The 25424-nt window shown below is 69.5% G+C and carries 26 protein-coding genes; 11 read left to right on the forward strand and 15 right to left on the reverse strand.

The features are described from left to right. Nucleotides 1-43: 43 nt before the first annotated feature. Both mqnE and AB0G59_RS26985 read right to left on the reverse strand, forming a co-directional pair. Nucleotides 44-1207 carry an aminofutalosine synthase MqnE gene (gene mqnE, locus AB0G59_RS26980; protein ID WP_071965544.1) on the reverse strand — a complete coding sequence of 388 codons (1164 nt, stop codon included), beginning with the start codon at nt 1205-1207 and terminating at the stop codon, nt 44-46. 58 nt (nt 1208-1265) lie between these two features. Beyond that, a complete protein-coding gene (locus AB0G59_RS26985; protein ID WP_071965543.1) occupies nt 1266-1721 on the reverse strand; it encodes an Lrp/AsnC family transcriptional regulator in 456 nt (151 codons plus the stop codon). A 139-nt stretch (nt 1722-1860) separates the two neighbouring features. Between AB0G59_RS26985 and AB0G59_RS26990 the strand changes: the two genes are divergently transcribed. Next, the gene (locus AB0G59_RS26990) at nt 1861-1995 is read left to right on the forward strand and encodes a hypothetical protein (protein ID WP_360916677.1); all 135 of its coding nucleotides are present in this window, start codon (nt 1861-1863) and stop codon (nt 1993-1995) included. On the opposite strand, the gene AB0G59_RS26995 is transcribed toward AB0G59_RS26990, so the two are convergent. Continuing rightward, complete coding sequence (locus AB0G59_RS26995; protein WP_360916680.1) at nt 1992-2684, reverse strand: UbiX family flavin prenyltransferase; 693 nt, start codon at nt 2682-2684, stop codon at nt 1992-1994. The two genes, AB0G59_RS26990 and AB0G59_RS26995, sit on opposite strands and share 4 nt — an antisense overlap. A 156-nt stretch (nt 2685-2840) precedes the next feature. On the opposite strand from AB0G59_RS26995, the gene AB0G59_RS27000 reads away from it, so the two are divergent. Beyond that, nucleotides 2841-3983, forward strand: a complete 1143-nt coding sequence (locus AB0G59_RS27000) for a hypothetical protein (protein WP_360916683.1) — start codon at nt 2841-2843, stop codon at nt 3981-3983. Nucleotides 3984-4060: 77 nt separating this feature from the next. Here the strand turns inward: AB0G59_RS27000 and mqnP are convergent, their stop codons facing one another. Both mqnP and AB0G59_RS27010 read right to left on the reverse strand, forming a co-directional pair. Beyond that, nucleotides 4061-4963 carry a menaquinone biosynthesis prenyltransferase MqnP gene (gene mqnP / locus AB0G59_RS27005; protein WP_360916686.1) on the reverse strand — a complete coding sequence of 301 codons (903 nt, stop codon included), beginning with the start codon at nt 4961-4963 and terminating at the stop codon, nt 4061-4063. 82 nt (nt 4964-5045) lie between these two features. Next, entirely contained in the window at nt 5046-6497 is a 1452-nt protein-coding gene (locus AB0G59_RS27010) for a menaquinone biosynthesis decarboxylase (protein WP_360916689.1), read from the reverse strand. Nucleotides 6498-6584: 87 nt separating this feature from the next. Between AB0G59_RS27010 and AB0G59_RS27015 the strand changes: the two genes are divergently transcribed. Next, a complete protein-coding gene (locus tag AB0G59_RS27015; protein WP_360916692.1) occupies nt 6585-6890 on the forward strand; it encodes a PLD nuclease N-terminal domain-containing protein in 306 nt (101 codons plus the stop codon). On the opposite strand, the gene AB0G59_RS27020 is transcribed toward AB0G59_RS27015, so the two are convergent. From AB0G59_RS27020 to hemL, 8 genes are all read right to left on the reverse strand, one after another. Next, complete coding sequence (locus AB0G59_RS27020; protein ID WP_360916694.1) at nt 6887-7411, reverse strand: SRPBCC domain-containing protein; 525 nt, start codon at nt 7409-7411, stop codon at nt 6887-6889. The genes AB0G59_RS27015 and AB0G59_RS27020 overlap by 4 nt on opposite strands. 83 nt (nt 7412-7494) lie before the next feature. Then, complete coding sequence (gene ccsB, locus AB0G59_RS27025; protein ID WP_360916697.1) at nt 7495-8583, reverse strand: c-type cytochrome biogenesis protein CcsB; 1089 nt, start codon at nt 8581-8583, stop codon at nt 7495-7497. Next, complete coding sequence (locus AB0G59_RS27030) at nt 8580-10334, reverse strand: cytochrome c biogenesis protein ResB (protein WP_360916700.1); 1755 nt, start codon at nt 10332-10334, stop codon at nt 8580-8582. Before AB0G59_RS27030 ends, ccsB begins: the two co-directional genes overlap by 4 nt. Nucleotides 10335-10337: 3 nt before the next feature. Further along, entirely contained in the window at nt 10338-11075 is a 738-nt protein-coding gene (locus AB0G59_RS27035; RefSeq protein ID WP_360916772.1) for a cytochrome c biogenesis protein CcdA, read from the reverse strand. Nucleotides 11076-11143: 68 nt separating this feature from the next. Then, nucleotides 11144-11767: a TlpA disulfide reductase family protein gene (locus AB0G59_RS27040; RefSeq protein ID WP_360916703.1), complete on the reverse strand. Its 624-nt coding sequence runs from the start codon at nt 11765-11767 to the stop codon at nt 11144-11146. Between the two features lie 23 nt (nt 11768-11790). Beyond that, nucleotides 11791-13098 (reverse strand): hypothetical protein, encoded by a 1308-nt coding sequence (locus tag AB0G59_RS27045; protein ID WP_360916706.1) that lies wholly within the window; start codon nt 13096-13098, stop codon nt 11791-11793. Nucleotides 13099-13261: 163 nt separating this feature from the next. Further along, a complete protein-coding gene (locus AB0G59_RS27050; protein WP_360916775.1) occupies nt 13262-13909 on the reverse strand; it encodes a histidine phosphatase family protein in 648 nt (215 codons plus the stop codon). Between the two features lie 41 nt (nt 13910-13950). Then, complete coding sequence (gene hemL, locus AB0G59_RS27055; protein ID WP_360916709.1) at nt 13951-15279, reverse strand: glutamate-1-semialdehyde 2,1-aminomutase; 1329 nt, start codon at nt 15277-15279, stop codon at nt 13951-13953. A gap of 127 nt (nt 15280-15406) precedes the next feature. On the opposite strand from hemL, the gene AB0G59_RS27060 reads away from it, so the two are divergent. The 5 genes from AB0G59_RS27060 to AB0G59_RS27080 all read left to right on the forward strand — a co-directional run bounded on the left by AB0G59_RS27060 (nt 15407) and on the right by AB0G59_RS27080 (nt 18568). Next, nucleotides 15407-15973, forward strand: coding sequence for a hypothetical protein (locus AB0G59_RS27060; protein ID WP_079274286.1), 567 nt, complete (start codon nt 15407-15409; stop codon nt 15971-15973). A 38-nt stretch (nt 15974-16011) separates the two neighbouring features. After that, nucleotides 16012-16347: a YnfA family protein gene (locus AB0G59_RS27065; protein WP_071965511.1), complete on the forward strand. Its 336-nt coding sequence runs from the start codon at nt 16012-16014 to the stop codon at nt 16345-16347. A 59-nt stretch (nt 16348-16406) separates the two neighbouring features. Next, nucleotides 16407-17168: an SDR family oxidoreductase gene (locus AB0G59_RS27070; RefSeq protein WP_360916714.1), complete on the forward strand. Its 762-nt coding sequence runs from the start codon at nt 16407-16409 to the stop codon at nt 17166-17168. 112 nt (nt 17169-17280) lie between these two features. Then, nucleotides 17281-17661, forward strand: a complete 381-nt coding sequence (locus tag AB0G59_RS27075) for a VOC family protein (RefSeq protein WP_360916717.1) — start codon at nt 17281-17283, stop codon at nt 17659-17661. Nucleotides 17662-17764: 103 nt separating this feature from the next. Then, nucleotides 17765-18568: a hypothetical protein gene (locus AB0G59_RS27080; RefSeq protein ID WP_360916720.1), complete on the forward strand. Its 804-nt coding sequence runs from the start codon at nt 17765-17767 to the stop codon at nt 18566-18568. Between the two features lie 43 nt (nt 18569-18611). Here AB0G59_RS27080 and AB0G59_RS27085 read toward each other — a convergent pair whose 3' ends face one another. Beyond that, entirely contained in the window at nt 18612-19805 is a 1194-nt protein-coding gene (locus AB0G59_RS27085; protein ID WP_360916723.1) for an RtcB family protein, read from the reverse strand. A gap of 162 nt (nt 19806-19967) precedes the next feature. On the opposite strand from AB0G59_RS27085, the gene AB0G59_RS27090 reads away from it, so the two are divergent. Further along, on the forward strand, nt 19968-20843 hold the full coding sequence (locus AB0G59_RS27090) for a hypothetical protein (RefSeq protein ID WP_360916726.1): 876 nt from the start codon (nt 19968-19970) through the stop codon (nt 20841-20843). Between the two features lie 156 nt (nt 20844-20999). Continuing rightward, on the forward strand, nt 21000-21710 hold the full coding sequence (locus AB0G59_RS27095) for a hypothetical protein (protein WP_360916729.1): 711 nt from the start codon (nt 21000-21002) through the stop codon (nt 21708-21710). A 71-nt stretch (nt 21711-21781) separates the two neighbouring features. Here the strand turns inward: AB0G59_RS27095 and lysS are convergent, their stop codons facing one another. Next, entirely contained in the window at nt 21782-23500 is a 1719-nt protein-coding gene (lysS, locus tag AB0G59_RS27100) for a lysine--tRNA ligase (protein WP_360916732.1), read from the reverse strand. 157 nt (nt 23501-23657) lie between these two features. Here lysS and argS point away from each other — a divergent pair, with 157 nt between their 5' ends. After that, on the forward strand, nt 23658-25412 hold the full coding sequence (argS, locus tag AB0G59_RS27105; RefSeq protein ID WP_360916735.1) for an arginine--tRNA ligase: 1755 nt from the start codon (nt 23658-23660) through the stop codon (nt 25410-25412). Nucleotides 25413-25424: the final 12 nt, after the last annotated feature.

Here is a 25424-nt window from a genome sequence, read left to right on the forward strand (position 1 = left end):
ACCAGAGGGGGTCTGTTCAGTACAGCACGACCCGAAGTGGATCTCAGAGGCGCATCGGCTGCGGCGACTCCCGCAGCGAGGCGTCCGGGCCCGGGTACTCGCGGATGATCTCGTAGCGCGTGTTGCGCTCGACCGGCCGGAAGCCCGCCTCGCGGATGAGGTCCAGCAGGTCGTCGCGGGTCAGCTTGTTCGGCGTGCCGTAGTTGTCGGCGTCGTGCGTGATCTTGTACTCGACGACCGAGCCGTCCATGTCGTCCGCGCCGTGCTGCAGGGCGAGCTGGGCGGTCTGGACGCCGTGCATGACCCAGAACACCTTCACGTGCGGCACGTTGTCGAACAGCAGCCGCGAGACGGCGAAGGTCTTCAGCGCCTCGGCCCCGGTGGCCATGCTGGTCCGGGCCTGGAGGCGGTTGCGGACCTTGCCGTCCTTCATGTCCACGAAGTCGTGCTGGTAGCGCAGCGGGATGAAGACGTGGAAGCCGCCGGTCTCGTCCTGCAGCTCCCGCAGGCGCAGCACGTGGTCCACGCGGTGCCGCGGCTCCTCGATGTGCCCGTAGAGCATCGTGCACGGGCCCTTGAGGCCCTTGGAGTGCGCCAGGCGGTGGATGCGCGACCAGTCCTCCCAGTGGGTGTCGTGGTCGACGATGTGCTGGCGGACCTCCCAGTCGAAGATCTCCGCGCCGCCGCCGGTCAGCGACTCCAGACCCGCGTCGATCAGCTCGTCGAGGATCTCGTCGGCCGGCAGGCCGGAGATCTTCTCGAAGTGCTGGATCTCGGTGGCGGTGAAGGCCTTCAGGGAGACGTTCGGCAGCGCCTCCTTGAGCGCCTTCAGCGACCGCGGGTAGTAGCGCCAGGGCAGGGTGGGGTGGAGGCCGTTGACGATGTGCAGCTCGGTGAGGTTCTCGTTCTCCATCGCCTTGGCCAGGCGGACGGCCTCCTCGATGCGCATCGTGTACGCGTCCTTCTCGCCCGGCTTGCGCTGGAACGAGCAGTACGCGCACGACGCCGTGCACACGTTGGTCATGTTCAGGTGGCGGTTGACGTTGAAGTGGACGACGTCGCCGTTCTTCCGCGTCCGCACGTGGTGCGCCAGTCCGCCCAGCCAGGCCAGGTCGTCGGACTCGTAGAGCGCGATACCGTCCTCGCGGGTGAGCCGCTCCCCGGCGAAGACCTTCTCCTCCAGCTCGCGCTTGAGCCCAGCGTCCATGGGTGCGCCCGCCTCTCCTGATACTCCAGATGACCGCTTCGAGCGTACTCCCCCGCTTTTACGCGTCCTCGGGCAGCTCGCCCACCCGGTTCTCCCACTTGGTGGAGAGCACGATCGTGGTGCGGGTGCGGCTGACGCCCTTGGTGCCGGACAGACGGCGGATGGTGCGCTCCAGCCCGTCGACGTCGCCCACGCGGACCTTGAGCATGTACGAGTCGTCGCCGGCGATGAACCAGCAGTCCTCGATCTCCTCGAGGTCGCGCAGCCGGCGTGCCACGTCCTCGTGGTCGGCGGCGTCCGAGAGCTGGATGCCGATCAGGGCCGTGACCCCGAGGCCGAGCGACGCGGAGTTGACGGTCGCCCGGTAACCGGTGATGACGCCCGCCGCTTCCAGGCGGTTGATCCGGTCCGTGACGCTCGGCCCGGACAGGCCGACGAGCCTGCCCAGCTCCGCGTACGAGGCCCGGCCGTTCTCCCGCAGGGCCTGGATGAGCTGCCTGTCCACCGCGTCCATTGCCTGGCACCTTTCAATAATCAGCGAACTCGCCGGTTTACGTGTAGAATCTAAGGCATACGGGGTCTCGAACCCCGCAAATCTTTCACCAGATCAGCGAATCAACGACGATCCTTCGATCCTCAGGAGTGAAGCACCCGTGTACTCGATCGAGATGGCCTACGCCCGTATGCGCGAGCTGCAGGACCTGGCCAACCGCTCGCGTGCCCACCAGTCCCCCGACCCGCGCGCCGCCCTGGCGAAGCTCCGCCTGCCGCGCGCGAAGAAGCGCTAGGTCGCATCGCGAGCCCCGCTCGCACTCGCTCCACCGAGCTCTCCTTCCCAACGGCGGTACAGCCGGTGCGGCACTCCTGCCGCGTCCAGCACCCGCCCGGCGACGAAGTCCACCAGATCCTGGATGTGCGTCGCCCCCGCGTAGAACGCCGGCGAGGCGGGCAGCACCACGGCTCCCGCTTCGTCGAGCGCCACGAGCTGCTTGAGCGTCGATCCGCTGAGCGGCGTCTCCCGCACCGCGACGATCAACGGCCGACGCTCCTTGAGCGTCACGCTCGCCACCCGCTGCAGCAGATCCTTCGACAGGCCGAGGGCCACTCCGGCCACGCTCGCCGTGCTCGCCGGCACGATGAGCATCCCCCGCACGGGGTACGAGCCCGACGACGGACCCGCCGCCAGATCGCCCGCCGGCCAGTACCGCACGCCCGAGACGTCGGGGTCGAAGTGCGGCTTGCCGTCCGCCCCCAGCGCCAGCCAGGCCCGCAGGTCCTCCTGCCAGTGCGCGTCCCGGAAGCGGATCCCGGTCTCGTCCAGCAGCGTCAGCCGCGCGGCCCGGCTGACCACGAGGTCCACCGCCTCACCGGCTGCCAGCAGTCCGCGCACCACGGCGGCGGCGTACGGCGTCCCGGACGCACCGGAGACGCCGACCACCCAGGGTCGGCGGGAGGCTCTGTCTTCATACGGCTCCACGCCCCGAGCCTATCCGCAGGCATTCGTCGTCAAGATGTCGCGAAAGCCCTTTGACATGATCGATCGACTTGCACTTAAGTGATCTTTTGTCAAGGACCGTCAAACGGGGAGCGCATCATCCACACCACCCGAAAAGCTCTTGCCGCCGCCGGTGTCGTGGCGCTCGTCGCCGCGGGTTCCACCGCCTGCGACCCGAGCAACAAGCTCAGCACGGCCGCCAAGGTCAAGCAGGCGTTCGACAAGCTCGGCGAGCAGAAGTCGCTCACCACGGAGATAGGCTTCGACGGCGGAGCCGAGAAGATCTTCGCGGCGATGAAGGACGCGGACGACTTCACCCGCCAGGACGCGGACATGCTCGCCGCCATGCGGCTGACCTACGCGTTCGGCGCCGACAAGCCGCTCAAGGACGCCAAGGCCGACGACAAGGCGTTCACCTACGACGTCCGGCTGGCCCGCAAGGACACCAAGCCGGTGTTCGAGGCCCGCCAGGTCGACGGCAAGAGCTACATACGCCTCGACCTCAAGGCGGTCGCCGGCTTCGCCGAGAAGCACGGCAAGGACAAGGGCAAGTCCCGCGGCCCGCAGGCCATGGAGAAGCTGCTCAAGCAGGCCGACGAGCTCCCCCCGTCCCTGGCGAGCGTCAAGAACGCGCTCAAGGGCGACTGGATCAGCATCGATCCCAAGTCCTTCGAAGAGTTCGCCAAGTCCATGGACAAGAGCGGCTCCGGCAAGAGCCCCGCGCCGGACCCGGAGACGCAGAAGAAGGCCTTCGAGGTCCTGCAGCGCGCGCTGACCGACAACGCCCAGGTCAAGGACGCCGGCAAGAAGGACGGCGCCGACCACGTCACGGCCACCCTCCCCGCGAAGAAGATCGCCAAGGACTTCGCCGAGGGCCTCAAGCCGCTGAAGGACAAGCTCGGCGACAAGGCCGGCAAGCTCGACAAGCTCACCCGCGACCTCGACAAGGCCCCGGACAAGGACGTCACCGTCGACCTGGCCATCAAGGACGGCATGCTCGCCGGGATGACCTTCGACATCGCGCAGTTCGACGACGGCAAGGACAAGGACGGGCCCAAGGGCCCGCTGCCCGTCAGCATCGGCTTCAAGAAGGGCGGCGGCGACAACCTCAAGGTTCCCTCCGGCGCGCAGGAGCTCAAGCCGCAGGACCTGATGGGCGCGGCCATGTTCGCCATGGGCGGCGGCCGGGCCGGCGGTGCCGGCGCCGACGGCCCGTTCAAGAGCGCCGACCCGTTCAAGGACGACTCCGCGTCCACGGACGACCCGTTCAAGGGCATCTGAGCACACCCCCGTACGCCGAAGGGCGGCCCCCCCTCCCGGGGTGGCCGCCCTTCGGCGTACCTACGGCGGACGGCCCGTCAGACCGTCAGACCGCGGACCAGCAGATCGAGCAGCGCGCACACGAACAGCGCGATGCCGATGAAGCCGTTGACCGAGAAGAACGCCCGGTTCAGCCGCGAGAGGTCACCCGGCTTGACGATCGAGTGCTCGTACAGGAACGCCGCCGCGACCACCACCAGGCCGCCCCAGAAGAACACCCCGGCGTCGGTGGCCAGCGCGTACCAGACCAGCAGCCCCGTCGTGACGACGTGGCAGCCGCGCGCGCCGTACAGCGCCGCCGCGATGCCGAAGCGGGCCGGGGTGGACTTCACCCCATGGGCACGGTCCGCCGCCACGTCCTGGCAGGCGAAGATCAGGTCGAAGCCGCCGATCCACACGCCGACCGCCAGCCCCAGGATCACTGCGTCCCAGGACCACTCCCCCGTGATCGCCAGCCATGCGCCGACCGGGCCCATGGCCTGGGCCAGGCCCAGGATCGCGTGCGGGAAGTTCGTGAACCGCTTGCCGTAGGGGTAGACGACCATCGGGACGACGGCGATGGGGGCGAGCGCCAGGCACAGGGGGTTCAGCAGCGCGGCGGCCCCGAGGAAGAACACCACGGCCACCCCCGCCCCGGTCCACGCCGAGCGCACCGACACCGCGCCCGTCACCAGCTCACGGCCGGCCGTGCGCGGGTTCCGGGCGTCGATCTCGCGGTCGATGATGCGGTTGCAGGCCATCGCGAACGTCCGCAGGCCCACCATGGCGACGGTGACGAGCAGCAGCCTGACCCAGTGGATGTTCCGGTCCAGCTGGAACATGGCGGTGAGCGCGGCGATGTAGGCGAAGGGCAGCGCGAAGACGGAGTGCTCGATGAGCACCATGCGCAGGAACGACCGGGTCCGCCCCGGCTGCGGCATCGCGGCGGCAGAGGCGCTCACAGCCCGTACTCCGGTTCATCCCCACATGCGTGGGGAGCAGACGCTGCCCCCGCGCTACCCACGAACACCATGCCACGGACACTCACAGCCCGTACTCCTTCCACCGCTTCGTCACCCGATCGGCGACTTCCGGATCCGACTCGACCATCTGCGGCCAGCCCCCGTCGCGCGTGTAGCCCTCCTCGGGCCACTTCGCGGTCGCGTCGATGCCCGCCTTGCCGCCCCAGAACTGCTGGTACGAGGCGTGGTCGAGGTGGTCGACCGGGCCCTCGACGACGGTGAGGTCGCGCGCGTAGTCGGTGTTGCCCAGGGCCCGCCAGGACACCTCGTGCAGGTCGTGGACGTCGCAGTCGGAGTCGACCACGATGATCAGCTTGGTCAGCGACATCATGTGCGCGCCCCAGACGGCGTGCATGACCTTCTGCGCGTGCTTGGGGTACTTCTTGTCGATCGAGACGATCGCGCAGTTGTGGAAGCCGCCGGACTCCGGCAGGTGGTAGTCCACGATGTCGGGGACGATCACCTTCAGCAGCGGCAGGAAGAAGCGCTCGGTGGCGCGGCCCAGCGGCCCGTCCTCCGTCGGCGGCCGGCCCACGACGATCGACTGGAGCAGCGGGCGCCGCCGCATCGTCACGCAGTCGATCGTCAGCGCGGGGAACGGCTCCTGCGGCGTGTAGAAGCCGGTGTGGTCGCCGAAGGGCCCCTCGGGCAGCATCTCGCCGGGCTCGAGCCAGCCCTCGATGACGACCTCGGCGTTGGCCGGGACCTGCAGCGGCACGGTCTTGCAGTCGACCATCTCGATGCGCTTGCCCTGGATGAAGCCGGCGAAGAGGTACTCGTCGATGTCGCCGGGCAGCGGCGCGGTGGAGGCGTACGTGACCGCGGGCGGGCAGCCGAAGGCGATGGCGACCGGCAGCTTCTCGCCACGCTTGGCGGCCACCTGGTAGTGGTTGCGGCTGTCCTTGTGGATCTGCCAGTGCATGCCGATGGTGCGCTTGTCGTGGCGCTGCAGGCGGTAGAGGCCGAGGTTGCGGACGCCGGTCTCGGGGTGCTTGGTGTGGGTGAGACCGAGGTTGAAGAAGGAGCCGCCGTCCTCGGGCCAGGTGAACAGCGCCGGAAGCTGCTCGAGGTCGACGTCGTCGCCGGTGAGCACGACTTCCTGGACGGGCGCGTCCTTGACCTTCTTCGGCGGCACGTGGGCCATCGCGCCCAGCTTGCCGAAGGCCTCGCGCATGCCGATGAAGCCCTGCGGCAGCTCGGGCTTGAGCAGCCCGCCGATCTTCTCGCTGATGTCCTCGTAGGACTTCAGGCCGAGCGCCTTGAGCAGGCGGCGGTCGGTGCCGAAGACGTTCATGGCGAGCGGCATCGCCGCGCCCTTGACGTTCTCGAAGAGCAGCGCGGGCCCGCCCGCCTTGTTCACTCTGTCGACGATCTCCCCGATTTCCAGGTATGGGTCGACTTCCGCCTTGATGCGCTTGAGATCGCCATCGCGCTCCAGCGACCGGAGGAACGAGCGAAGATCGTCGTAAGCCATGCGTTCCAGTATCGAGCACGCACTACCCTGGACACGTCACGGGGGCCGCCGAGCGGCCCGTAGCACCGCACTCCGGGGGCCGCCACCATGCTCAGGTATCTGCCGTTCCTGCTGATCCTGGCATTGTGGATCTACGCCTTCATCGACTGCCTCAACACGCCGGAGAACGAGGTGCGGGGCCTGCCGAAGCTGGCATGGGTGTTCATCATCCTGCTGTTCGGCGAGGTGCTGGTGGGCCCGGTGGCCTGGCTGGTGGCGGGCCGGCCGCGCGCCGCGGCCCGGCGCCCGGGCGGACGGCAGCGCTGGGTGGCGCCCGACGACAACCCCGAGTTCCTGCGGTCGCTGAAGAAGGACGACGAGAAGGACCCGGGCGCCGACGGCCCGAAGGGCTAGCGGAGGTCCCCTCGCTCGTACCGCTCCCGCAGTTCGCGCCAGCGGTCCATCGTCCACCGCGACCAGTCGGCCGGATTCCCGGCGAGGGCCTGCAGCAGGTACTCGAAGTGGTGGTGCCAGCCCGCCAGGCAGTCCAGGCGTACGTCCTCGGGACCGGCCATCTCGTTGGTGAAGTGCAGCAGCGTCCCGCCGACGCCCAGCGGCCCAGCCTCCAGCTCGAAGCGGACGCGCCCGTGGATGTCGACGGTGTACTCCGCCAGCCGCGGCGGATCCCACGCGGTCACCTGTCCGGGCGCGACCGTGGCGTGCCCCTGGGCGTCGGTGTTCTGCCACCGCAGCGTGATCGCCCCGCCCTCGCGCTGCTCGAAGGGATCGGCGACGGCCAGCCACGCCGGCAGGCCCTCGGGCGTGGCCACGGCGGCCCACACCTCGTCGACGGGGTACGGGATCGACAGCTCGTACCGCAGGGTGTGGGTGTCGCCCTTGCTCTCGGACGCGCCGTAGGGGGAGGGGATCTCCATGACTCCACGTCTAGCACGCCGGCCCGCGTCCCGCGCGCCGGAGGCGACGGGACGCGGGCCGTGGGCCGCGGGTCCTGGTGGGCTCACACCCCCGCGTAGGAGTGCTTGCCGCTCAGCAGGATGTTCACGCCGTAGTAGTTGAACAGGTAGCAGGCGAAGGCCAGCAGGGCCAGGTAGGCGGCCTTGCGGCCCTTCCAGCCGGCCGTGGCGCGGGCGTGGAGGTAGCAGGCGTAGGCGACCCAGGTGATGAAGGACCAGACCTCCTTGGGGTCCCAGCCCCAGTAGCGGCCCCAGGCGGCCTCGGCCCAGATCGCGCCCGCGATGATCGTGAACGTCCACAGCGGGAAGACGGTCGCGTTGATGCGGTAGGCGAACTTGTCCAGCGTGGCCGCCGCGGGCAGCCGGGACATGACGTTGCTCCAGGCGCCGCCGCTGTCGCGGCCCTCCGCCAGCCGGGCCTCGTAGCCGTCGCGGAAGAGGTAGAACAGGCTCGAGCACGCGCCCACCCACAGCGCCGCGCCCGAGATGATGGCGCAGGAGACGTGGATCCACAGCCAGTAGGAGTGCAGGGCCGGCACCAGCTGGTCGCTGTCGGTGTAGAGCACCGAGACGGCCAGGCCCAGGTCGAGCAGGATCGAGGTGACCAGCGGCAGGCCCAGCCAGCGGACGTTCTTCTTGGCGGCGAGCAGGCCCAGGTAGACGGCGACGGCGGTCATGCCGAAGGTCGTGGAGAACTCGTACATGTTGCCCCACGGCGCCCGCTCCACGGACAGCGCGCGGGTGAGGACGCCGCCTGCGTGGAGGGCGAAGGCCAGGACCGTCAGCGAGACGGCGATGCGGCCGTACAGGTCGCCCTTCTCGCTGGTGCCGGCGGCGCCGGGGCCGTCGGGGACGTCGCGGCTGCCGGGGGCGGAGCGCGTGACCACCTTCGGGCGGTCCAGGACGGCGGTGCCGCCGCCCTGCGCGGCCTTCTCGGCACCCTTGACCGTGACGGTCACGGCGGGGGCCTCGGCGGTGAGCGCGGCCGCCGTACGGCCGACAGTGCTACGGCTGCCGAAGACCCACTCGGCGATGTGCGCGAGGAAGGCGAGGGTATAGACAGCCATGGCCGAATAGATCAGCACATTGCTGACATGGGCCAGGTTCTCGTTGGCTGCGGCGGCGAGGATCACGCGCGCGCTCCTTCGGACGGTTCGGCTGGGGCTTCGGAGTCGGTCTCCGCCGCGGGTGCGGCGACGGGCGGGGCGTCGGGCTGCAGGGCCACGGCGAGGGAGGCGAGCTCCTCGGGCAGCCGGGCGGACTCGCTGCGGCCGAGGCCGGCCAGCTCCACGACCGTACGCCCCTGGCCGTCCGCCACGGCGCGCACCCAGACCCGGCGGCGCTGGATGAACAGCGAGCCGGCCAGGCCGACCAGCGCGCCGACGGCGCCGGCGAGCGCCAGCTCGTTGCCGGGCTTCTGGGAGACCTGGAAGGTCGCCCACTGCTTGATGCCCTCGAACTTCAGCTCGCCCGCGCCGTCCGGCAGCGTCATGGTCTGGCCGACCGTGAGGAGCTTGGCGAACTTCTGGCCCTTGTCGTCCTTGAACTGCGTCATCTTGGACGTGTTGAGCTGGTAGATGCTCTGCGGCATGCCCGAGTCCAGGCCGAGGCTGCCGCGGTAGGCGGTCAGCACCAGCGCCGGATTGTCCAGGGCGGGGAAGCGGGACAGCATGGTGCCCGACTTCAGGTCCAAGGTCGGCACGAAGTTGCCCTGGAAGCCGAGGTCGCCTTCCTTGCCGTCCTTGTCGCGGTAGTCCGGCACCTTGAGCACGCTGGTCTCGGTGACGTTGTTGTCCAGTGGCAGCGAGGGGATCGGGCCCTTGAAGGCGATGTTGCCCTTGCCGTCGCGGACGGTGACGATCGGGGCGTAGCCGTGGCCGATGAGGTAGACCTTCGAGCCGGCCGTCTCCAGCGGCTCGTTCACCTTGACGGTGGCCTTGCGGGGCGTGCCGTCCGCGCCGTCCCAGTACGTGATGTGGGCGGCGTAGTCGCGCGGGGTGCCCCGCTCGGGCCCGGTGCGCTCGTACGTCCCGGAGAAGCTGTCGAGGGTGAAGCGGAAGGCGTCGAGGTCGTCGGCGCTGAAGAGGGAGCCGGCCTTGAAGTCGTCGTACTGGGTGAGCGTGTTCGCGAAGCTCTCCCCCTCGACGACCAGCTTGCCGCCCTCGGACTTCCACAGCTGCCCGGAGGCGAACGCCACCAGCATGACGATCAGGGAGACGTGGAAGAGGAGGTTGCCGGCCTCGCGGAGGTAGCCCTTCTCGGAGCCGATCGCGTCCCCGGCCCGCTCGGTGCGGAAGCGCCTGCCCTTCAGCAGCTTCTCCGCGGCGTCCAGCACCCGCTCCGGCTCGGCGTCCGTGTGCCAGGTGGCGTGCGCGGGCATCCGGGTCAGCAGGCGGGGGGCGCCCGGCGGGCGGCCGCGCAGCTGGCCGACGAACTGCCAGGTGCGCGGGATGATGCAGCCGATGAGGGAGACGAACAGCAGGATGTAGATCGCGGAGAACCACACCGAGCTGTAGACGTGGAAGAGGCCGAGCTTCTCGTAGATCGGCGCGAGCGTCTCGTGCTGGCTCTTCCAGGTGTCGGCCTTGAGCGGGTCGACCGAGGTCTGCGGCACGAGGGAGCCGGGGACCGTGGCGAGGGAGAGCAGGAACAGCAGGATCAGCGCGACCCGCATCGAGGTCAGCTGGCGCCAGGTCCAGCGCACCCAGCCGGTGATCTCACGGGCCGTCCAGGCCAGCGCCCCGAGGGCGCCGGGCTTGCGCACACCGCCGAAGGAGCCGGGCACGGCCCGGCCGTCGTCGCCCTGGGCGGGGGCCGTGGACAGGGCCGATCCCGCCGCTTCGTCCATCACGGCGGTATCGGTGGAGTCGTTCGTATTGGCCATTGATCAGATCCCGGGGGTGTATCGCGACGACCACGTCTGAAGGTCCTGGACCATGCTGTCCCACATTCCTGTGACCAGGAGCAGGCCGACCACGACGAGCATGCCGCCGCCGACGCGCATGACCCACGCGTAGTGCTTCTTGACCCAGCCGAAGGCGCCGAGCGCGCGCCGGAAGGCGAGCGCGGCGAGGACGAAGGGCAGGCCCAGGCCCGCGCAGTAGGCGACGGTGAGCAGCGCGCCACGGCCGGCGCTGGCCTGGTTGAGCGCCAGCGACTGCACGGCCGCCAGCGTCGGCCCGATGCACGGGGTCCAGCCCAGACCGAAGAGCACCCCGAGCAGGGGTGCTCCGGCCAGGCCCATCGCGGGCCGGGTGTGGAAGCGGAACTCGCGCTGGCCGAAGAGGTTGAAGGCGCCCATGAAGCCCAGGCCGAGCACGATCGTCAGCACCCCGAAGACGAGGTTGATCGTTTCTTTGTAGTTCTGCAGCGTCGTGCCGAAGTAGCCGAACAGTGCGCCGGTGGAGACGAAGACGGCCGAGAAGCCCAGCACGAACAGCGAGGCCCCGGCGAGCATCCGGCCCCGCCGGGCCTCGGCCAGGTCCGCGCCGCTGACGCCCGTGACGTAGGAGAGGTAGCCGGGTACGAGCGGCAGCACGCACGGCGAGAAGAAGGAGACGAGGCCGCCGAGCACCGCCACCGGCAGGGCCAGCAGCAGTGCGCCGGTCAGGACCGTCTGGTTCATGTCGCCCGCGGCGGCCAGCGTGGTGGCCGCGGTCGCGTGCGTGAGGTCGGCCGCGGGGATCACGGGATTCACTTCTCCGCGACCAGCGGGTCGAGGGCCTCGCGCAGCTCGTCCTCGCCCAGCGGCTTGATCGCCCGGGCGGCGATCTTCCCGTCCCGGTCGATGAAGACGGTCGAGGGGATCGCCTGCGGGTTCAGGCTGCCCTTGGGGAAGCGCAGCAGGAGCTTGCCGGAGGAGTCGTACAGGCTCGGGTAGGGAACCTTGAACTCCTTCTCGAAGGCCAGGGCCGGGGCGGGGTCGGGGTCGCGGGTGTTGAGGCCGACGAACTCCACGCCCTTGTCCTTGTAGGCGTTCGCCACGGCGACGAGGTTCTTGGCCTCGGCCCGGCAGGGCGCGCACCACGAGCCCCAGACGTTAAGGACGACGATCTTGCCCTTGTGGGCCTCGGCGACGTCGAGGTCCTTGCCGTCGAGCGTCTTGCCGGAGAGGTCCGGGGCGCTCTTGCGGCCGCCCTTGTCCTTGACCACGTCGACGCCGCCCGCGCCCTGGACGAAGCCGGTCTGGCCGCCTCCGCCGGAGGTGTTACCGGAACCGCACGCGGTCAGCGTCAGTGCCGCGAGGGCGGCTCCGGCGGCCAGCACGGTGGTACGACGGCGGGAATGGGGGCGTCGAAGGGCGCGGCAGGCACTCATGTGAAAAGTTTCGCATGCGCAGTTTAGGGATCTTCTTCACCCCCCTCGCTGTCGTCCTCGGTCTGCCGGGCGGGCTTCGCGGGCCGGGGCGGTGCTTTCGGCGGCGTTTTCGATCCCGCCTTCTGCTGCCACTTCTCGCCCACGTCGAGACCGCGCAGCTGCGCGAGGACATCCGGGGACTGCACGTCCAGCCAGTCGACGAACTGCCGGAACGACACCAGGCGCACGTCCTTGCGCTTGTCGTCGCCCATGTATTTCAGCGCCTCCTCGACGGCGTCCATATAGATCCCCCCGTTCCATTCCTCGAAGTGGTTGCCCACGAAGAACGGCGCCCTGTTCGTCTCATAGGCGCGGTCGAAGCCGGCGATGTACGACTCGGTGGCCTGCCGACGCCACGCCGAGTAGTTGTAGGAGGGGCCGCGGGTGGTGTTCTTCGACTGATTGGCGAGGATGTTGTAGTCCATGGAAAGGACCTCGAACGAGTGACCCGGGAAGGGCATCTGCTGCAGCGGCAGATCCCACACCCCGTGTTTCTTCTTCGGCCACACCTGCAGCCCGCCGGCGGAACTCGCGTCGTACCGCCAGCCGAGTTTCGCGGCGACCGGCAGCAGATTGTCCTGGTTGAGCAGACAGGGGGTGCGGCCGCCGACGAGTTCCTTGCGGTAGTCGAAGGGCAGCGGGTCCAGATCGGTGAATCCGGTGTGGGTGCGCCAGCGGGTGACGAACGAGACCGCCTGCTCGATCTCCGATTCCCAGTCCTGCTGCGTCCAGTGCGCGACCGAGCCGCTCCCCTGGCAGAAGTGCCCGTTGAAGTGCGTGCCGACCTCGTGGCCCTCCAGCCAGGCCGCCCGCATATTGCGCAGCGTCTCCTTGATGTGGGCGTCCGTGAGGTAGCCGATGTCGGAGGCGCCGACGGGATTGTTCGGCGGATCGTAGAGCCGCTTCTTCGACTCGGGCACGAGGTAGATCCCGGACAGGAAGAACGTCATCCGGGCGCCGTGGTCCCGGGCGAGCTTGCGGAAACGGGGGAAGAGGCCGTTGCCGACCTCGCCCGCCCCGTCCCAGGAGAAGATCACGAACTGCGGGGGCTTCTCGCCCATCTCCAGCGGTACCGGCTTCGGAGGCTGGTTGGGCTGGTGCCCGTAGTCGGCCGTCGATCCGTCACCGATCAGCCGGGGCTTGACGGGGGCGTTGGCCTTCGCGCCCGGATCGCCGCCCCGCTCCGGCCCCGCGGTGGCCGAGGAGCACCCGACGGCTCCGCCCAGCGCGGCCGCCACCCCCACCCCCATTCCGAGCAGGCCCCTTCGGGTGATGTCACGACTGTCGCGCATGTCGGCTCCGTCCGTATCGATGCGCCCCCGTACCATATGCCGTCCATATAAATGGACATTAGGTACGAGGGCGCGTCGAACTACGACGGTTGCGCTCTTTTCAGTGCCTTCACGACACTTTCGGTTGCGACCCCGCGGCTCGCTCGCGCGGGCGTACGACCCCCTAGGCGCCGAACGCCTTGGCGCCGCCCTTCACCGGCTTCGCGCCCGCCAGCAGATGAGCCGGCACCAGATCCCGCGCGGGCTCGCTGTAACCCACCGAAACGATCCTGTCCCCCCGGTAGGTGAACGTCGTCAGGCTCGCCAGCGTGCACTGCCGCTTGCGCGGGTCGTGCCACAGCCGCCGCTTCTCCACGAAGCTGCGCACGATCCAGATCGGCAGCTGATGGCTCACCAGCACGGCCTCATGACCGCGCGCCGCGTCCTTCGCCGCGTCCAGCGCACCCATCATCCGCACCACCTGCTCGACGTACGGCTCACCCCAGGAGGGGCGGAACGGATTCGTCAGGTGCTTCCAGTTGGCCGGCTTGCGCAGCGCACCGTCACCGACCCCGAAGGTCTTGCCCTCGAAGACGTTCGCCGCCTCGATCAGCCGCTCGTCCGTCGCCAGGTCCAGCCCGTGCGACTTCGCGATCGGCGTGGCCGTCTCCTGCGCCCGCTCCAGCGGCGAGGCCACGACATGCGTCACGTCCCGCTCCGCCAGATGCTCCGCCACCCGGTCCGCCATCCGCCGGCCCAGGTCCGACAGGTGATAGCCCGACCGGCGCCCGTACAGGACGCCATCCGGGTTGTGCACCTCGCCGTGGCGCATCAGATGGACGACCGTGATGTCGTCCTGCTTCTTCTCCGCGCTCACTTGGTCCCCTCCTCCGTCGCCGCGGCCGCCGCCCGCGCCGCGGCCGGCAGCGCCGCCGCGACCCGCTCGATCGCCGCCGCGTCATGCGCCGTCGAGACGAACCACGACTCGAACGCCGACGGCGGCAGGTACACGCCCTGCGCCAGCATCGAGTGGAAGAAGGCGTTGAAGCGGAACGACTCCTGCGCCTTGGCCCTGTCGTAGTCCGTCACCTGCGCCTCGGTGAAGAACACCGAGAACATGTTGCTCGCCGTCTGCAGCCGGTGCGCCACGCCCTCCTTGGCCAGCGCCTCGGTCACCAGGGAGCCGATCTCCGCCGCGACCGCGTCCACCTTCTCGTACGCCGCGTCGTCCAGCAGCCGCAGCTGCGCCAGGCCCGCCGCCGTGGCGACCGGGTTACCCGAGAGCGTGCCCGCCTGGTAGACCGGGCCCGCCGGGGCCAGGTGCGCCATCACATCGGCGCGGCCGCCGAACGCCGCCGCCGGGAAGCCGCCGCCCATGACCTTGCCGAAGGTCATCAGGTCCGGCTTCACGCCGTCGACGCCGTACCAGCCGGCCTTGCTCGTACGGAAGCCCGTCATCACCTCGTCGGAGATGAACAGCGCGCCGTTCTGCGCACAGGCCGCCTTGAGCCCCGCGTTGAAGCCCGGCAGCGGCGGCACCACGCCCATGTTGCCCGGCGACGCCTCCGTGATCACACACGCGATCTCACCCGGGTGGGCGTGGAAGGCGGCGTGCACGGCCTCCAGGTCGTTGTACGGCAGGACGATCGTGTCCCCGGCCTGGGCGCCCGTGACCCCGGGGGTGTCGGGAAGGCCGAACGTCGCCAGGCCGGAGCCGGCCGCGGCCAGCAGGGCGTCCACGTGGCCGTGGTAGCAACCCGCGAACTTGATCACCTTGGCGCGGCCGGTGAAACCACGGGCCAGCCGGATCGCCGACATCGTCGCCTCGGTACCGGACGAGACCAGGCGCACCTGCTCCACCGGCTCGATCCGCGCGACGATCTCCTCCGCCAGCGCGACCTCGCCCTCACCGGGCGTACCGAAGGACGTGCCGCGCGCGACGGCTTCCTGTACGGCCGCGATCACTTCCGGGTGGGAATGGCCGAGAATCATCGGCCCCCATGAACACACGAGGTCCACATATTCCCGGCCATCGGCGTCGGTCAGGTACGGACCGGAACCGGAGACCATGAACCGGGGCGTACCGCCCACGGCTCGGAAGGCGCGCACCGGAGAGTTCACGCCACCGGGGGTCACGACCGACGCGCGGTCGAATAGCGTCTGCGAGACTGGGGCTTCATATGGGTAGCTCACGCTAGCCATGGTCTCAGAGCCCTCCGGCGAGTCGCGGCCGGGCGTTTCGCACGCTGCCCACGGGGGAGGTCTCTGAGACGATGATCGGGTTGCGCGGCGGGGGCTGTGCCGCCTAGAAATGCGGTCGGGTGGAGATATGCATCGCGGTGGCGGATTGGGCGAGGGCACCGATGACCTGGGGCCCGAGCGCGCCGAGCGGGCCCACAGGGGACGACACCGGCGCGAGGAACAACCCGAGGAATACAGCGCGAGCAGGAGTGGCCGGGTGGGGGTGACCTACAAATACTTCGGGGCACCGAATGGCGCCACCGCCGCCCGCGTGCCCATTTCCATGCGCCCCGAAGAGCTCGGCGGTGATGAGCTGGGCATGGGCGGCATGTTTACGAAGATCAAACCGGAGACGGTGGCCGCGATGGTCCTCACCGGCATCGAAGGCATACCCCTGCACAAGGTTCCCCCTCTCGAGCTGGTCGTTCTCCACCCCGACTACGCCGTCGTCAAGCTCCCCATGACCGTGGTCGACCCGCTGCGCGGCATTGGCGAGGAATCGGTGGGCGCAGCCGCTTTCATCTGGTCCACGGTTCCCGACCGGGGCGGCCCGAGCGACGCGTTCTCCGTCTACCAGCTGCTGCACGAATGGCAGGACTTCTCCCATCGCCTGCACGAGGCCGGCCACCAGCCGTACTGCCTCGTGTGGCCGTAGAAATCCCCCCGGAACGCCCCGGGCCGTAGCCTGCGGCCATGCTCATCGCCCGCTCCACCGCCCTCTTCCTCCTCGCCGCCCTCCTGGAGATCGGCGGCGCCTGGCTCGTCTGGCAAGGCGTGCGCGAGCATCGGGGCTGGGCCTGGATCGGCGCCGGCATCCTCGCCCTGGGCGCCTACGGCTTCGTCGCCACCCTCCAGCCGGACGCCCATTTCGGCCGGATCCTCGCCGCCTACGGCGGCGTCTTCGTCGCCGGCTCCCTGGCCTGGGGCATGGTCGCCGACGGCTACCGCCCGGACCGCTACGACGTGGCCGGCGCCCTGATCTGCCTCGCCGGCGTAGCGGTGATCATGTACGCGCCCCGCAGCCGCTGACCCGGCGCCGCGCGCGGCCTATGCTGCGGCTAGACCACTCCAGCCACAGGAGGCCCAGCATGAGCACCCGCACCGCAGTCATCACCGGCGCGAGCAGCGGCATCGGCGCCGCCACCGCACGTCGGCTGGCCTCCGCCGGATACCGCGTGGTGCTCACCGCCCGCCGCGAGGACCGCATCAACGCCCTGGCCGGAGAGCTGACGGCCGCGGGCCACACGGCCATCCCCTACGTCCTCGACGTCACCGACCGCCCCGCCGTCGACGCCTTCGCCGCCTTCCTCGAGGACCACGGCCCCGTCGAGGTCCTGGTCAACAACGCCGGCGGCGCCATCGGCACCGAGACCGTCGCCACCGCCGACCCCGCCGACTGGCGCACCATGTACGACGTCAACGTCCTGGGCACCCTGCACATGACCCAGGCCCTGCTCCCCCGCCTCGTCGACGCCGAGGGCACCGTGATCGTCCTGTCCTCCACGGCGGGCCTGGCCACCTACGAGGGAGGCGGCGGCTACGTCGCCGCCAAGCACGGCGCCCACGTCATCGCCGAGACCCTGCGCCTGGAACTGTGCGGCGAGCCCGTACGCATCGTCGAGATCGCCCCCGGCATGGTGCGCACCGAGGAGTTCGCCCTCACCCGCTTCCGTGGCGACAAGGACAAGGCCGCGGCCGTCTACAACGGCGTCGCCGAGCCCCTGACCGCCGACGACGTCGCCGACACCATCTCCTGGGCCGTCACCCGCCCCCCGCACGTCAACATCGACCTGCTCGTCGTCCGCCCGCGCGCCCAGGCCTCGAACTACAAGGTGCACCGGGAGAGCTGAGCCACCACCCGGACCGCGGTCGCAGGACCGGCGACCGATGCGCAAACGATCAAGAAACGCTAGTTTCGTCCTTGCAACCGCCCACCAGCGGACCGTAACCAGGGGGGATCCCATGCGCGTCATCGACTTCGACCACCTCGTCCTCAACGTCTCCGACATCGAGCGCTCGCTCGCCTTCTACACCGACGCCCTCGGCCTGGAGCCGGTCCGCGTGGACGAATGGCGCGCGGGCAAGGTCTCCTTCCCCTCGGTCCGGGTCTCCCCCGGCACGATCATCGACCTGTTCGCCCGCGAGCGCGGCGAGTCCAACGTCGACCACATCTGCCTCGTCGTCGAGCCCCTGGACTGGCAGGAGGTCATCGCCTCCGGCACCTTCACCGTCGTCGACGGCCCCGGCCCCCGCTTCGGCGCCCGCGGCACCGCCGAGTCGCTCTACGTCCTCGACCCGGACGGCAACACCGTCGAGCTGCGCTGGTACCCGCAGGGCGCGTAACGCCAACCGGAAGCGGCGCCTACGCGCGTTGCGCGCTCGCGAGTTCGAGTGACGCCCGGTTGTTCAGAACAACCGGGCGTCTGCGGCGGCTGACGATCGAGCCATGACCTTCATGGACCTCGAAGATCCGCGGTACGCGTACATGTTCGGCTTCCTGCAGGCGGATGGGCATTTATCTGCAGGGACGCGCCAGAGAGGGCGGCTGAGCGTCGAGCTCAGCTATCGCGACATCGACATCCTGCGCGCCTTTCAGGAACTGTGCCCCTACAACAGCACGATCACGGAACGCACCCGGGCCACGAACTTCTCGGAGAGCCACCGGTCCGCAATCTGGAACGTGTATTCGCTGGAGGCCAGAAACCGCCTCGTGGAGCTCGGCCTCCCCTACGGCAAGAAATCCACCGGCATCACGCCGCCCCGCGTCCCGTTCTCCCGATCGGACTACCTGCGGGGAGTCATCGACGCGGACGGCGCCGTGGGCTTCACGGCCCAGGGGTTGCCCTTCGTCAGCCTCGCCACAACGAGCACCGCGATCGCCACCTACCTGTGCCGCTACACCAAGCTGACGCTCGGCATCCACAAGCTGACCAGCCGGAACGCTCGCGACCGTGCGTACAACATCATGTACATGCGAGAGGCAGGCGTGGCAGTGGCGGATCACCTGTACCACCCAGGGGGCCTGGCTCTGGAGCGCAAGCGTTCGGCTGCGGCGGAAGTGAGCGCCTGGGTCCGCCCGGCGCACATGGGCGCGTCTCGGCCGACCCGCAGATGGACGCTGACGGAAGACCGCGTCCTGCTCGATGCGCCGACCATCGCAGAAGCCGCTGAGAAGCTGGGCAGATCGGAGCAGTCCTGCAATCTCCGGCGCTGGCGCCTGCGCAAGAAAGCACAAGACCAGGCCGACTGAACGGATCAAGGGGCAGGCGCCCAGCGCCTGCCCCTTGACCGTGTCAGCCCTTTACACAAACGACCTGCTTGAGCTTCGCCACGACCTCGACGAGGTCCCGCTGCTGCTCCATGACCTGCTCGATCGGCTTGTAAGCAGCCGGGATCTCGTCGACCACTCCGGAGTCCTTACGGCACTCCACACCCCGCGTCTGCTCCACCAGATCCTGTGTGGAGAAGCGCTTCTTGGCAGCGTTGCGGCTCATCCGGCGGCCCGCACCGTGCGAGGCGGAGTTGAACGAGTCCGCGTTGCCCAGCCCGCGCACGATGTACGAGCCGGTGCCCATCGAGCCCGGGATGATGCCGTACTCGCCGCCGCCCGCGCGGATCGCGCCCTTGCGGGTGACGAGAAGATCCATGCCCTCGTACCGCTCCTCTGCCACATAGTTGTGGTGACAAGAGATGACCTGGTCAAAGGTGACCTTGGCCTTGCGGAACTCCCTGCGCAGCACATCCTGCGACAGGGCCATCATGATCTCGCGATTGTGCTTCGCGTACTCCTGCGCCCAGAACAGATCGTGCCGGTAGGCCGCCATCTGTGGCGTGTCCGCGACGAAGACCGCAAGGTCGCGATCGATCAGCCCCTGGTTGTGCGGCAGTTTCTGGGCCTGGCCGATGTGGTACTCGGCCAACTCCTTGCCGATGTTTCGGGAGCCGGAGTGCAGCATCACCCAGACCGAATTGTCCGAATCGAGGCATAGTTCCCAAAAGTGGTTGCCCGATCCAAGTGTTCCCATTTGTTTCATGGCCCGCTCATGACGGAACTTGACCGCATCCGCGACCCCGTCGAACCGCCCCCAGAAGTCGTCCCAGCCGGCAGTCGGCAGCCCGTGCAGCCGCCCCGGATCGACCGCGACGTCGTGCATCCCCCGGCCGACCGGGATCGCCTCCTCGATCTTCGACCGCAGCCGCGACAGATCACCCGGCAGGTCGTTGGCCGTCAGCGAGGTCTTCACCGCCGACATGCCGCAGCCGATGTCGACGCCGACCGCCGCCGGGCACACCGCGCCCCGCATGGCGATCACGGAGCCGACCGTGGCGCCCTTGCCGAAATGGACGTCCGGCATCACCGCGAGGCCCTGGATCCACGGCAGCGTGGAGACGTTCCGCAGCTGCTGCATCGCTACGGGCTCGACCGTGGCGGGGTCCGCCCACATACGGATCGGTACCCGGGCGCCGGGCACCTCGGTGTAGGACATACCTTCCTCATTCCCCCGAAAAACATGGATAACGCAAAAGCCGGAACTATCAGCTCATCCACGACAGCGGGACGGCAGACGCGGCAGCGCGTGCGGTACACATTGTGTCCAGTCGCCACCGGGCGACCGCAAAAGGTTTTCGCGCGAAGGGAGCCACGGACAGTGCAGCGAAGGGCGTACGCACCGGCAGCCGCACTGGCCGCGGCGGTGCTCGCGACGGGCCTCGCCGGGTGCGGCGGAGGGAGCGGCGACGGCGGCGGGATCGACGCCAAGGCCGGGCAGTCCGGCTCCTCGGCCCCCGCGGGGCCGCCCGGCAAGTACCACAGCCTCCCCGAGCCGTGCGGCTACGTCAGCCCCGCCACCCTGCGCCGCATGCTGCCCGGCGCCGGCGACGGCGACGAGGAGGAGGCCAAGCGGCTCCTGCGCGGGCAGGCGGCCATCACCTACGACACCGACCGCCGCGTCGGCTGCCGCTGGAAGCTGGAGACGCCCAACGGCACCCGGCACCTGTCGGTGGACTTCGAGCGCGTCGTCTCCTACCAGCCGGGCGTCAGCGACGAGGCCCGGGCGCAGCAGCTCTACGAGCGCCAGGCGACGGCCGCGCACATCCCGAGCGCCACGCCCTCCTCGTCGTCCGCCAAGCCCTCGGCCAAGCCCTCGACCGCCGCCTCGCCGGGCGCGAGCGCGGGGGCGGGCGCGAGCCCGCGCGCCGAGGGTCCGGTGCCGCAGCTCGGTGACGAGTCGGCGGCGCCCTCGGCCCCGTCGTCGCCGCCGGCGTCCGCGTCCTCGGACCCCCGTCTGGCGCCCCGGGTGCTGGACGATCTGGGCGACGACGCGTTCGTGAACGACAAGCTGGCGACGACGGGCACGGGTGTGCACCGGGACGTCACGGTCGTCTTCCGGTCCTCGAACGTGCTGGTGACGATCGCGTACGACCAGTGGACGACGGACAAGCAGCACGTGCCCAGCAGCCAGGATCTGCAGGGCAAGGCCCATGGCCTGGCCCGTGAGCTCGATGCGGGGCACTTCGGCAATTAGCCCGGCGAGTAACGGCCCGCTTCGACCGCGGCCGGGCGCGGGCCGCGTACCGTGCCCGTAGGCACGACCCCATGTCTGACCAAGGCACGACAAGGCGCGGGTGTGTGGGACAGCCGCCACGCCCCGCGACACATACTCCGAATGAGCGAAGGACCCATGCACCGACGAACCGCCCCGCGACTCGCCCGAATCCTCGCCTGCGCCGCAGTACCGGTGATGCTCGTCGCCACCGGCTGCTCGGACGACTCCGGGTCCGAGAAGGAGACGGCCAAGCCCACGAAGTCGGCGGCGCCCAGCGCCGCGCCCACGGTCAAGGCGGCGACGTACGCCAAGCTGCCGGAGGTCTGCAAGACGGTCACCGAGAAGACCGTCGAGAACCTGGTGCCGAAGGCGGACAAGAAGGAGGGCAAGGCCCTGCCCGCCGCCGACACCAATGACTCGGCGAGCTGCTTCTGGAGCGGCCTGAACGACGAGGACGTCAAGAATCTGCAGTTCCGGTCGCTGACCGTGTCGCTGAAGCGATTCGCCTCGGACCCGACGCTGGGTTCGGGCGAGAAGCGTGCGGAGGCGTTCGCCGAGCAGCAGGTCTCGAAGGCGGCGACGGCTGACGGCGCGAAGAACGCGAAGACGGAGAAGGCCGGGGGGATCGGCGACAGTGCGAGCGTGGTGAGCACCGAGTCGAAGAAGGACGACAACGACTTCAAGAACCAGACCGTGGTGGCCCGCACCGCGAACGTCGTGGTGACGGTGAAGTACAGCGGGGCTGGTTACGAGGGTGCGAAGTCGCCGGACGTGGACGACATGAAGAAGGGCGCGCAGGAAGCGACCAAGGAGGCCGTGAACGCGGTCGCCGCGGCGAACAAGTAAGGCGCGGACGACGAAAAGGGCCGCCGCCCGGTGGGTTTCACCGGGCGGCGGCCCTTTCGTGTGCCGGGTGCTTACGCGCCGAGCAGCTTGCGGACGCGGTCGGCACCGACCGCGAGCAGCAGCGTGGGCAGGCGCGGTCCGGTGTCGCGGCTGACCAGCAGCTGGTAGAGCAGGGCGAAGAACTCGCGCTGCGCGACCTTGAGCTCCGGGGTGGGCTTGGCGTCGGGCTCGAGGCCGGCCTGGACCTTGGGGACGCCGTAGACCAGGGTGGTGAGGCCGTCGAGGGACCAGTGCTCGTCCAGGCCCTCCAGGAGGAGGCGCAGGGATTCGCGGCCCTGCTCGTCCAGGGAGGACAGGAGCTCGGTGTCGGGCTCGGCGCGCACGACGGTGCGGGACTCGGCCGGGACCTGGGTGTTGATCCAGTGCTCGGCGCGGTCCAGGCGCGGGCGGGTCTCGTCGAGGGACTTGACCGGGTTGGCCGGGTCGAGGTCGCCGAGGATGCGCAGGGTCTGCTCGTCGTGGCCGGCGGTGATGTCGACGACGGAGGCGAGCGTGCGGTACGGCAGCGGGCGCGGGGTCGTCGGCAGTTCACCGGCGGCGGTGCGGACGGCGCGGCTGTGGGCGGCGGCGTCGGCGGGCAGGACGGTGCCGTCGGCGACCTTGGCGTTCAGCTTGTCCCACTCGTCGTAGAGACGCTGGATCTCCTGGTCGAAGGCGATCTTGAAGGACTGGTTGGGCCTGCGGCGGGCGTAGAGCCAGCGCAGCAGGGGCGCCTCCATGATCTTCAGGGCGTCGCCGGGGGTGGGGACGCCGCCCTTGGAGGAGGACATCTTGGCCATGCCGCTGATGCCGACGAAGGCGTACATGGGGCCGATGGGCTGCTCGCCGCCGAAGATCGGGCCGACGATCTGGCCGCCGACCTGGAAGGAGGAGCCGGGCGAGGAGTGGTCGACGCCGCTGGGCTCGAAGACGACGCCTTCGTAGGCCCAGCGCATGGGCCAGTCGACCTTCCAGACGAGCTTGCCGTGGTCGAACTCGCTGAGGAGGACGGTCTCGCCGTGGCCGCAGGCGCAGGTGTAGGTGAGCTCGGTGCTCTCCTCGTCGTACGCCGTGACCGTGGTGAGGTCCTTGTTGCAGACGGTGCAGTAGGGCTTGTACGGGAAGTAGCCCGCGCCGCCCGCGCTGCCGTCGTCCTCGGCCGCGGCGCCGGAGCCCTCGGCAGCTTCGAGCTCGGCCTCGTCGAGGGGCTTCTGCTGCTGCTTCTTGGCCGGCTTCTGCTTGGTGCGGTACTGGTCGAGGATGGCGTCGATGTCACCGCGGTGCTTCATGGCGTGCAGGATCTGCTCGCGGTAGGCGCCGGCGGTGTACTGCTCGGTCTGGCTGATGCCGCGGTACTCGATGCCGAGCTCGTCCAGGGCCTCGATCATGGCGGCCTTGAAGTGCTCGGCCCAGCTGCCGTAGGGGCTGCCGGGGGGAGCCGGGACGGCGGTCAGCGGCTTGCCGATGTGCTCCGCCCAGGAGGGGTCGATGCCGGCCGGGACCTTGCGGTACCGGTCGTAGTCGTCCCAGGAGAGGACGTGGACGCATTCGTGGCCACGGCGGCGGATCTCGTCGGCGACCAGGTGCGGGGTCATGACCTCGCGGAGGTTGCCCAGGTGGATCGGGCCGGAGGGCGACAGGCCGGAGGCGACGACGATCGGTTTGCCCGGGGCGCGGCGCTCCCCTTCGGCGATGACCTCGTCGGCGAAACGGGAGACCCAGTCGGCCTCGGTGCTCTGAGCCTGAGCCACGGCACTTCCTTCCTTACGGTCCTGGCATGACCATTGTCCCAGACGGAAGGGGTGGCTCGGGGGTTGCCCGTGGCGGGGGAATTCCCCGGGGGCCGTGATAGGCGCATGGGATACTCGGGGTGTCGAAAATGCCGCCTACCGGAATGGCAACCACCTCATGGCTTCGGTTCCCTCCCTCGCTTCCACGCTCCACCAGCGCATCGCGGACGCTCTCTCGGCTGCCCTGCCGGAGGCCGGCGCCGCCGACCCGCTGCTGCGACGAAGCGACCGGGCGGATTTCCAGGCCAACGGCATGCTGGCGCTGGCCAAGAAGCTGAAGGGCAACCCGCGCGAGCTGGCGGCGAAGGTCGTCGAGGGGCTGCCGGCCGGCGATCTGATCCAGGACGTCGAGGTGTCGGGCCCCGGCTTCCTCAACATCACCGTGGCCGACAAGGCGATCACCGAAACGCTGGCGGCCCGTGCGGCCGACGACCGGCTGGGCGTGCCGCTCGCGGAGCGGCCGGGCACGACGGTCATCGACTACGCCCAGCCGAACGTGGCGAAGGAGATGCACGTCGGTCACCTGCGTAACTCGGTGATCGGTGATGCGGTCGTGCGGATCCTGGAGTTCTCCGGCGAGAAGGTCGTGCGCCGTCACCACATCGGCGACTGGGGCACGCAGTTCGGCATGCTCATCCAGTTCCTGATCGAGCACCCGCACGAGCTGGACCACGAGGGCGAGGTCTCCGGTGAGGAGGCCATGTCGTCGCTGAACCGGCTGTACAAGGCGTCGCGGACGCTCTTCGACTCGGACGAGGAGTTCAAGGCCCGTGCCCGGCGCCGGGTGGTGGACCTGCAGGCCGGTGACGAGGAGACCCTCGCGCTGTGGCAGCGGTTCGTCGACGAGTCGAAGATCTACTTCCACTCGGTCTTCGACAAGCTGGACGTGGAGATCCGCGACGAGGACATCGTCGGCGAGTCGGGTTACAACGACATGCTGGCCGAGACCTGCCGCCTCCTGGAGGAGTCGGGTGTCGCGGTGCGTTCCAACGGTGCGCTGTGCGTCTTCTTCGACGACGTCAAGGGCCCGGACGGCAAGCCGTCGCCGCTGATCGTCCAGAAGTCGGACGGCGGCTTCGGCTACGCGGCGACCGACCTGTCCGCGATCCGCGACCGGGTGGGGAACCTGAAGGCCGACACCCTGCTGTACGTGGTGGACGCCCGTCAGTCGCTGCACTTCAAGATGGTCTTCGAGACCGCGCGCCGGGCCGGTTGGCTGACCGAGGGCGTGAAGGCCGTCCAGCTCGGTTTCGGCACGGTGCTGGGCAAGGACGGCAAGCCGTTCAAGACCCGTGAGGGCGAGACGGTGCGTCTGGTCGACCTGCTCGACGAGGCGATCGACCGTGCGACGGCCGTCGTGCGGGAGAAGGCCCAGGACCTGACGGAGGAGCAGATCGCCGAGCGTGGTGCGCAGGTGGGCATCGGCGCGGTGAAGTACGCGGACCTGTCGACGTCGGTCTCCCGCGACTACAAGTTCGACCTGGACCAGATGGTGTCCCTCAACGGCGACACCAGCGTCTACCTCCAGTACGCCTTCGCCCGGATCCAGTCGATCCTGCGCAAGGCGGGCGAGGCCCGGCCGGTCGCGCACCCGGAGCTCGCGCTGGCCCCGGCCGAGCGCGCGCTGGGCATGCACCTGGACCAGTTCGGGGAGAACCTCGCCGAGGTCACGGCCTCCTACGAGCCGCACAAGCTGGCCGGGTACCTCTACCAGCTGGCCTCGCTCTACACGTCGTTCTACGCCGAGTGCCCGGTGCTCAAGGCGGAGACGCCGCAGCAGGTGGAGAACCGCCTCTTCCTGTGCGACCTGACGGCCCGCACCCTGCGTCTGGGCATGTCGCTGCTGGGCATCCGGACGCCCGAGCAGCTGTAGGGCGCGGCGGCG

The organism is Streptomyces sp. NPDC021096, assembly GCF_040641275.1.
In the GTDB taxonomy this organism is placed as follows: domain Bacteria; phylum Actinomycetota; class Actinomycetes; order Streptomycetales; family Streptomycetaceae; genus Streptomyces.

Excerpts from the sequence above, each read along its gene's own strand:
- mqnE (WP_071965544.1), bottom strand. The coding sequence starts at position 1,207 with ATGGACGCTGGGCTCAAGCGCGAGCTGGAGGAGAAGGTCTTCGCCGGG.
- AB0G59_RS26985 (WP_071965543.1), bottom strand. The coding sequence starts at position 1,721 with ATGGACGCGGTGGACAGGCAGCTCATCCAGGCCCTGCGGGAGAACGGC.
- AB0G59_RS27010 (WP_360916689.1), bottom strand. The coding sequence starts at position 6,497 with ATGGCTTACGACGATCTTCGCTCGTTCCTCCGGTCGCTGGAGCGCGAT.
- AB0G59_RS27015 (WP_360916692.1), top strand. The coding sequence starts at position 6,585 with ATGCTCAGGTATCTGCCGTTCCTGCTGATCCTGGCATTGTGGATCTAC.
- AB0G59_RS27020 (WP_360916694.1), bottom strand. The coding sequence starts at position 7,411 with ATGGAGATCCCCTCCCCCTACGGCGCGTCCGAGAGCAAGGGCGACACC.
- AB0G59_RS27030 (WP_360916700.1), bottom strand. The coding sequence starts at position 10,334 with ATGGCCAATACGAACGACTCCACCGATACCGCCGTGATGGACGAAGCG.
- AB0G59_RS27035 (WP_360916772.1), bottom strand. The coding sequence starts at position 11,075 with ATGAACCAGACGGTCCTGACCGGCGCACTGCTGCTGGCCCTGCCGGTG.
- AB0G59_RS27040 (WP_360916703.1), bottom strand. The coding sequence starts at position 11,767 with ATGAGTGCCTGCCGCGCCCTTCGACGCCCCCATTCCCGCCGTCGTACC.
- AB0G59_RS27045 (WP_360916706.1), bottom strand. The coding sequence starts at position 13,098 with ATGCGCGACAGTCGTGACATCACCCGAAGGGGCCTGCTCGGAATGGGG.
- AB0G59_RS27050 (WP_360916775.1), bottom strand. The coding sequence starts at position 13,909 with ATGCGCCACGGCGAGGTGCACAACCCGGATGGCGTCCTGTACGGGCGC.
- hemL (WP_360916709.1), bottom strand. The coding sequence starts at position 15,279 with ATGGCTAGCGTGAGCTACCCATATGAAGCCCCAGTCTCGCAGACGCTA.
- AB0G59_RS27060 (WP_079274286.1), top strand. The coding sequence starts at position 15,407 with ATGCATCGCGGTGGCGGATTGGGCGAGGGCACCGATGACCTGGGGCCC.
- AB0G59_RS27065 (WP_071965511.1), top strand. The coding sequence starts at position 16,012 with ATGCTCATCGCCCGCTCCACCGCCCTCTTCCTCCTCGCCGCCCTCCTG.
- AB0G59_RS27070 (WP_360916714.1), top strand. The coding sequence starts at position 16,407 with ATGAGCACCCGCACCGCAGTCATCACCGGCGCGAGCAGCGGCATCGGC.
- AB0G59_RS27075 (WP_360916717.1), top strand. The coding sequence starts at position 17,281 with ATGCGCGTCATCGACTTCGACCACCTCGTCCTCAACGTCTCCGACATC.
- AB0G59_RS27080 (WP_360916720.1), top strand. The coding sequence starts at position 17,765 with ATGACCTTCATGGACCTCGAAGATCCGCGGTACGCGTACATGTTCGGC.
- AB0G59_RS27085 (WP_360916723.1), bottom strand. The coding sequence starts at position 19,805 with ATGTCCTACACCGAGGTGCCCGGCGCCCGGGTACCGATCCGTATGTGG.
- AB0G59_RS27095 (WP_360916729.1), top strand. The coding sequence starts at position 21,000 with ATGCACCGACGAACCGCCCCGCGACTCGCCCGAATCCTCGCCTGCGCC.
- argS (WP_360916735.1), top strand. The coding sequence starts at position 23,658 with ATGGCTTCGGTTCCCTCCCTCGCTTCCACGCTCCACCAGCGCATCGCG.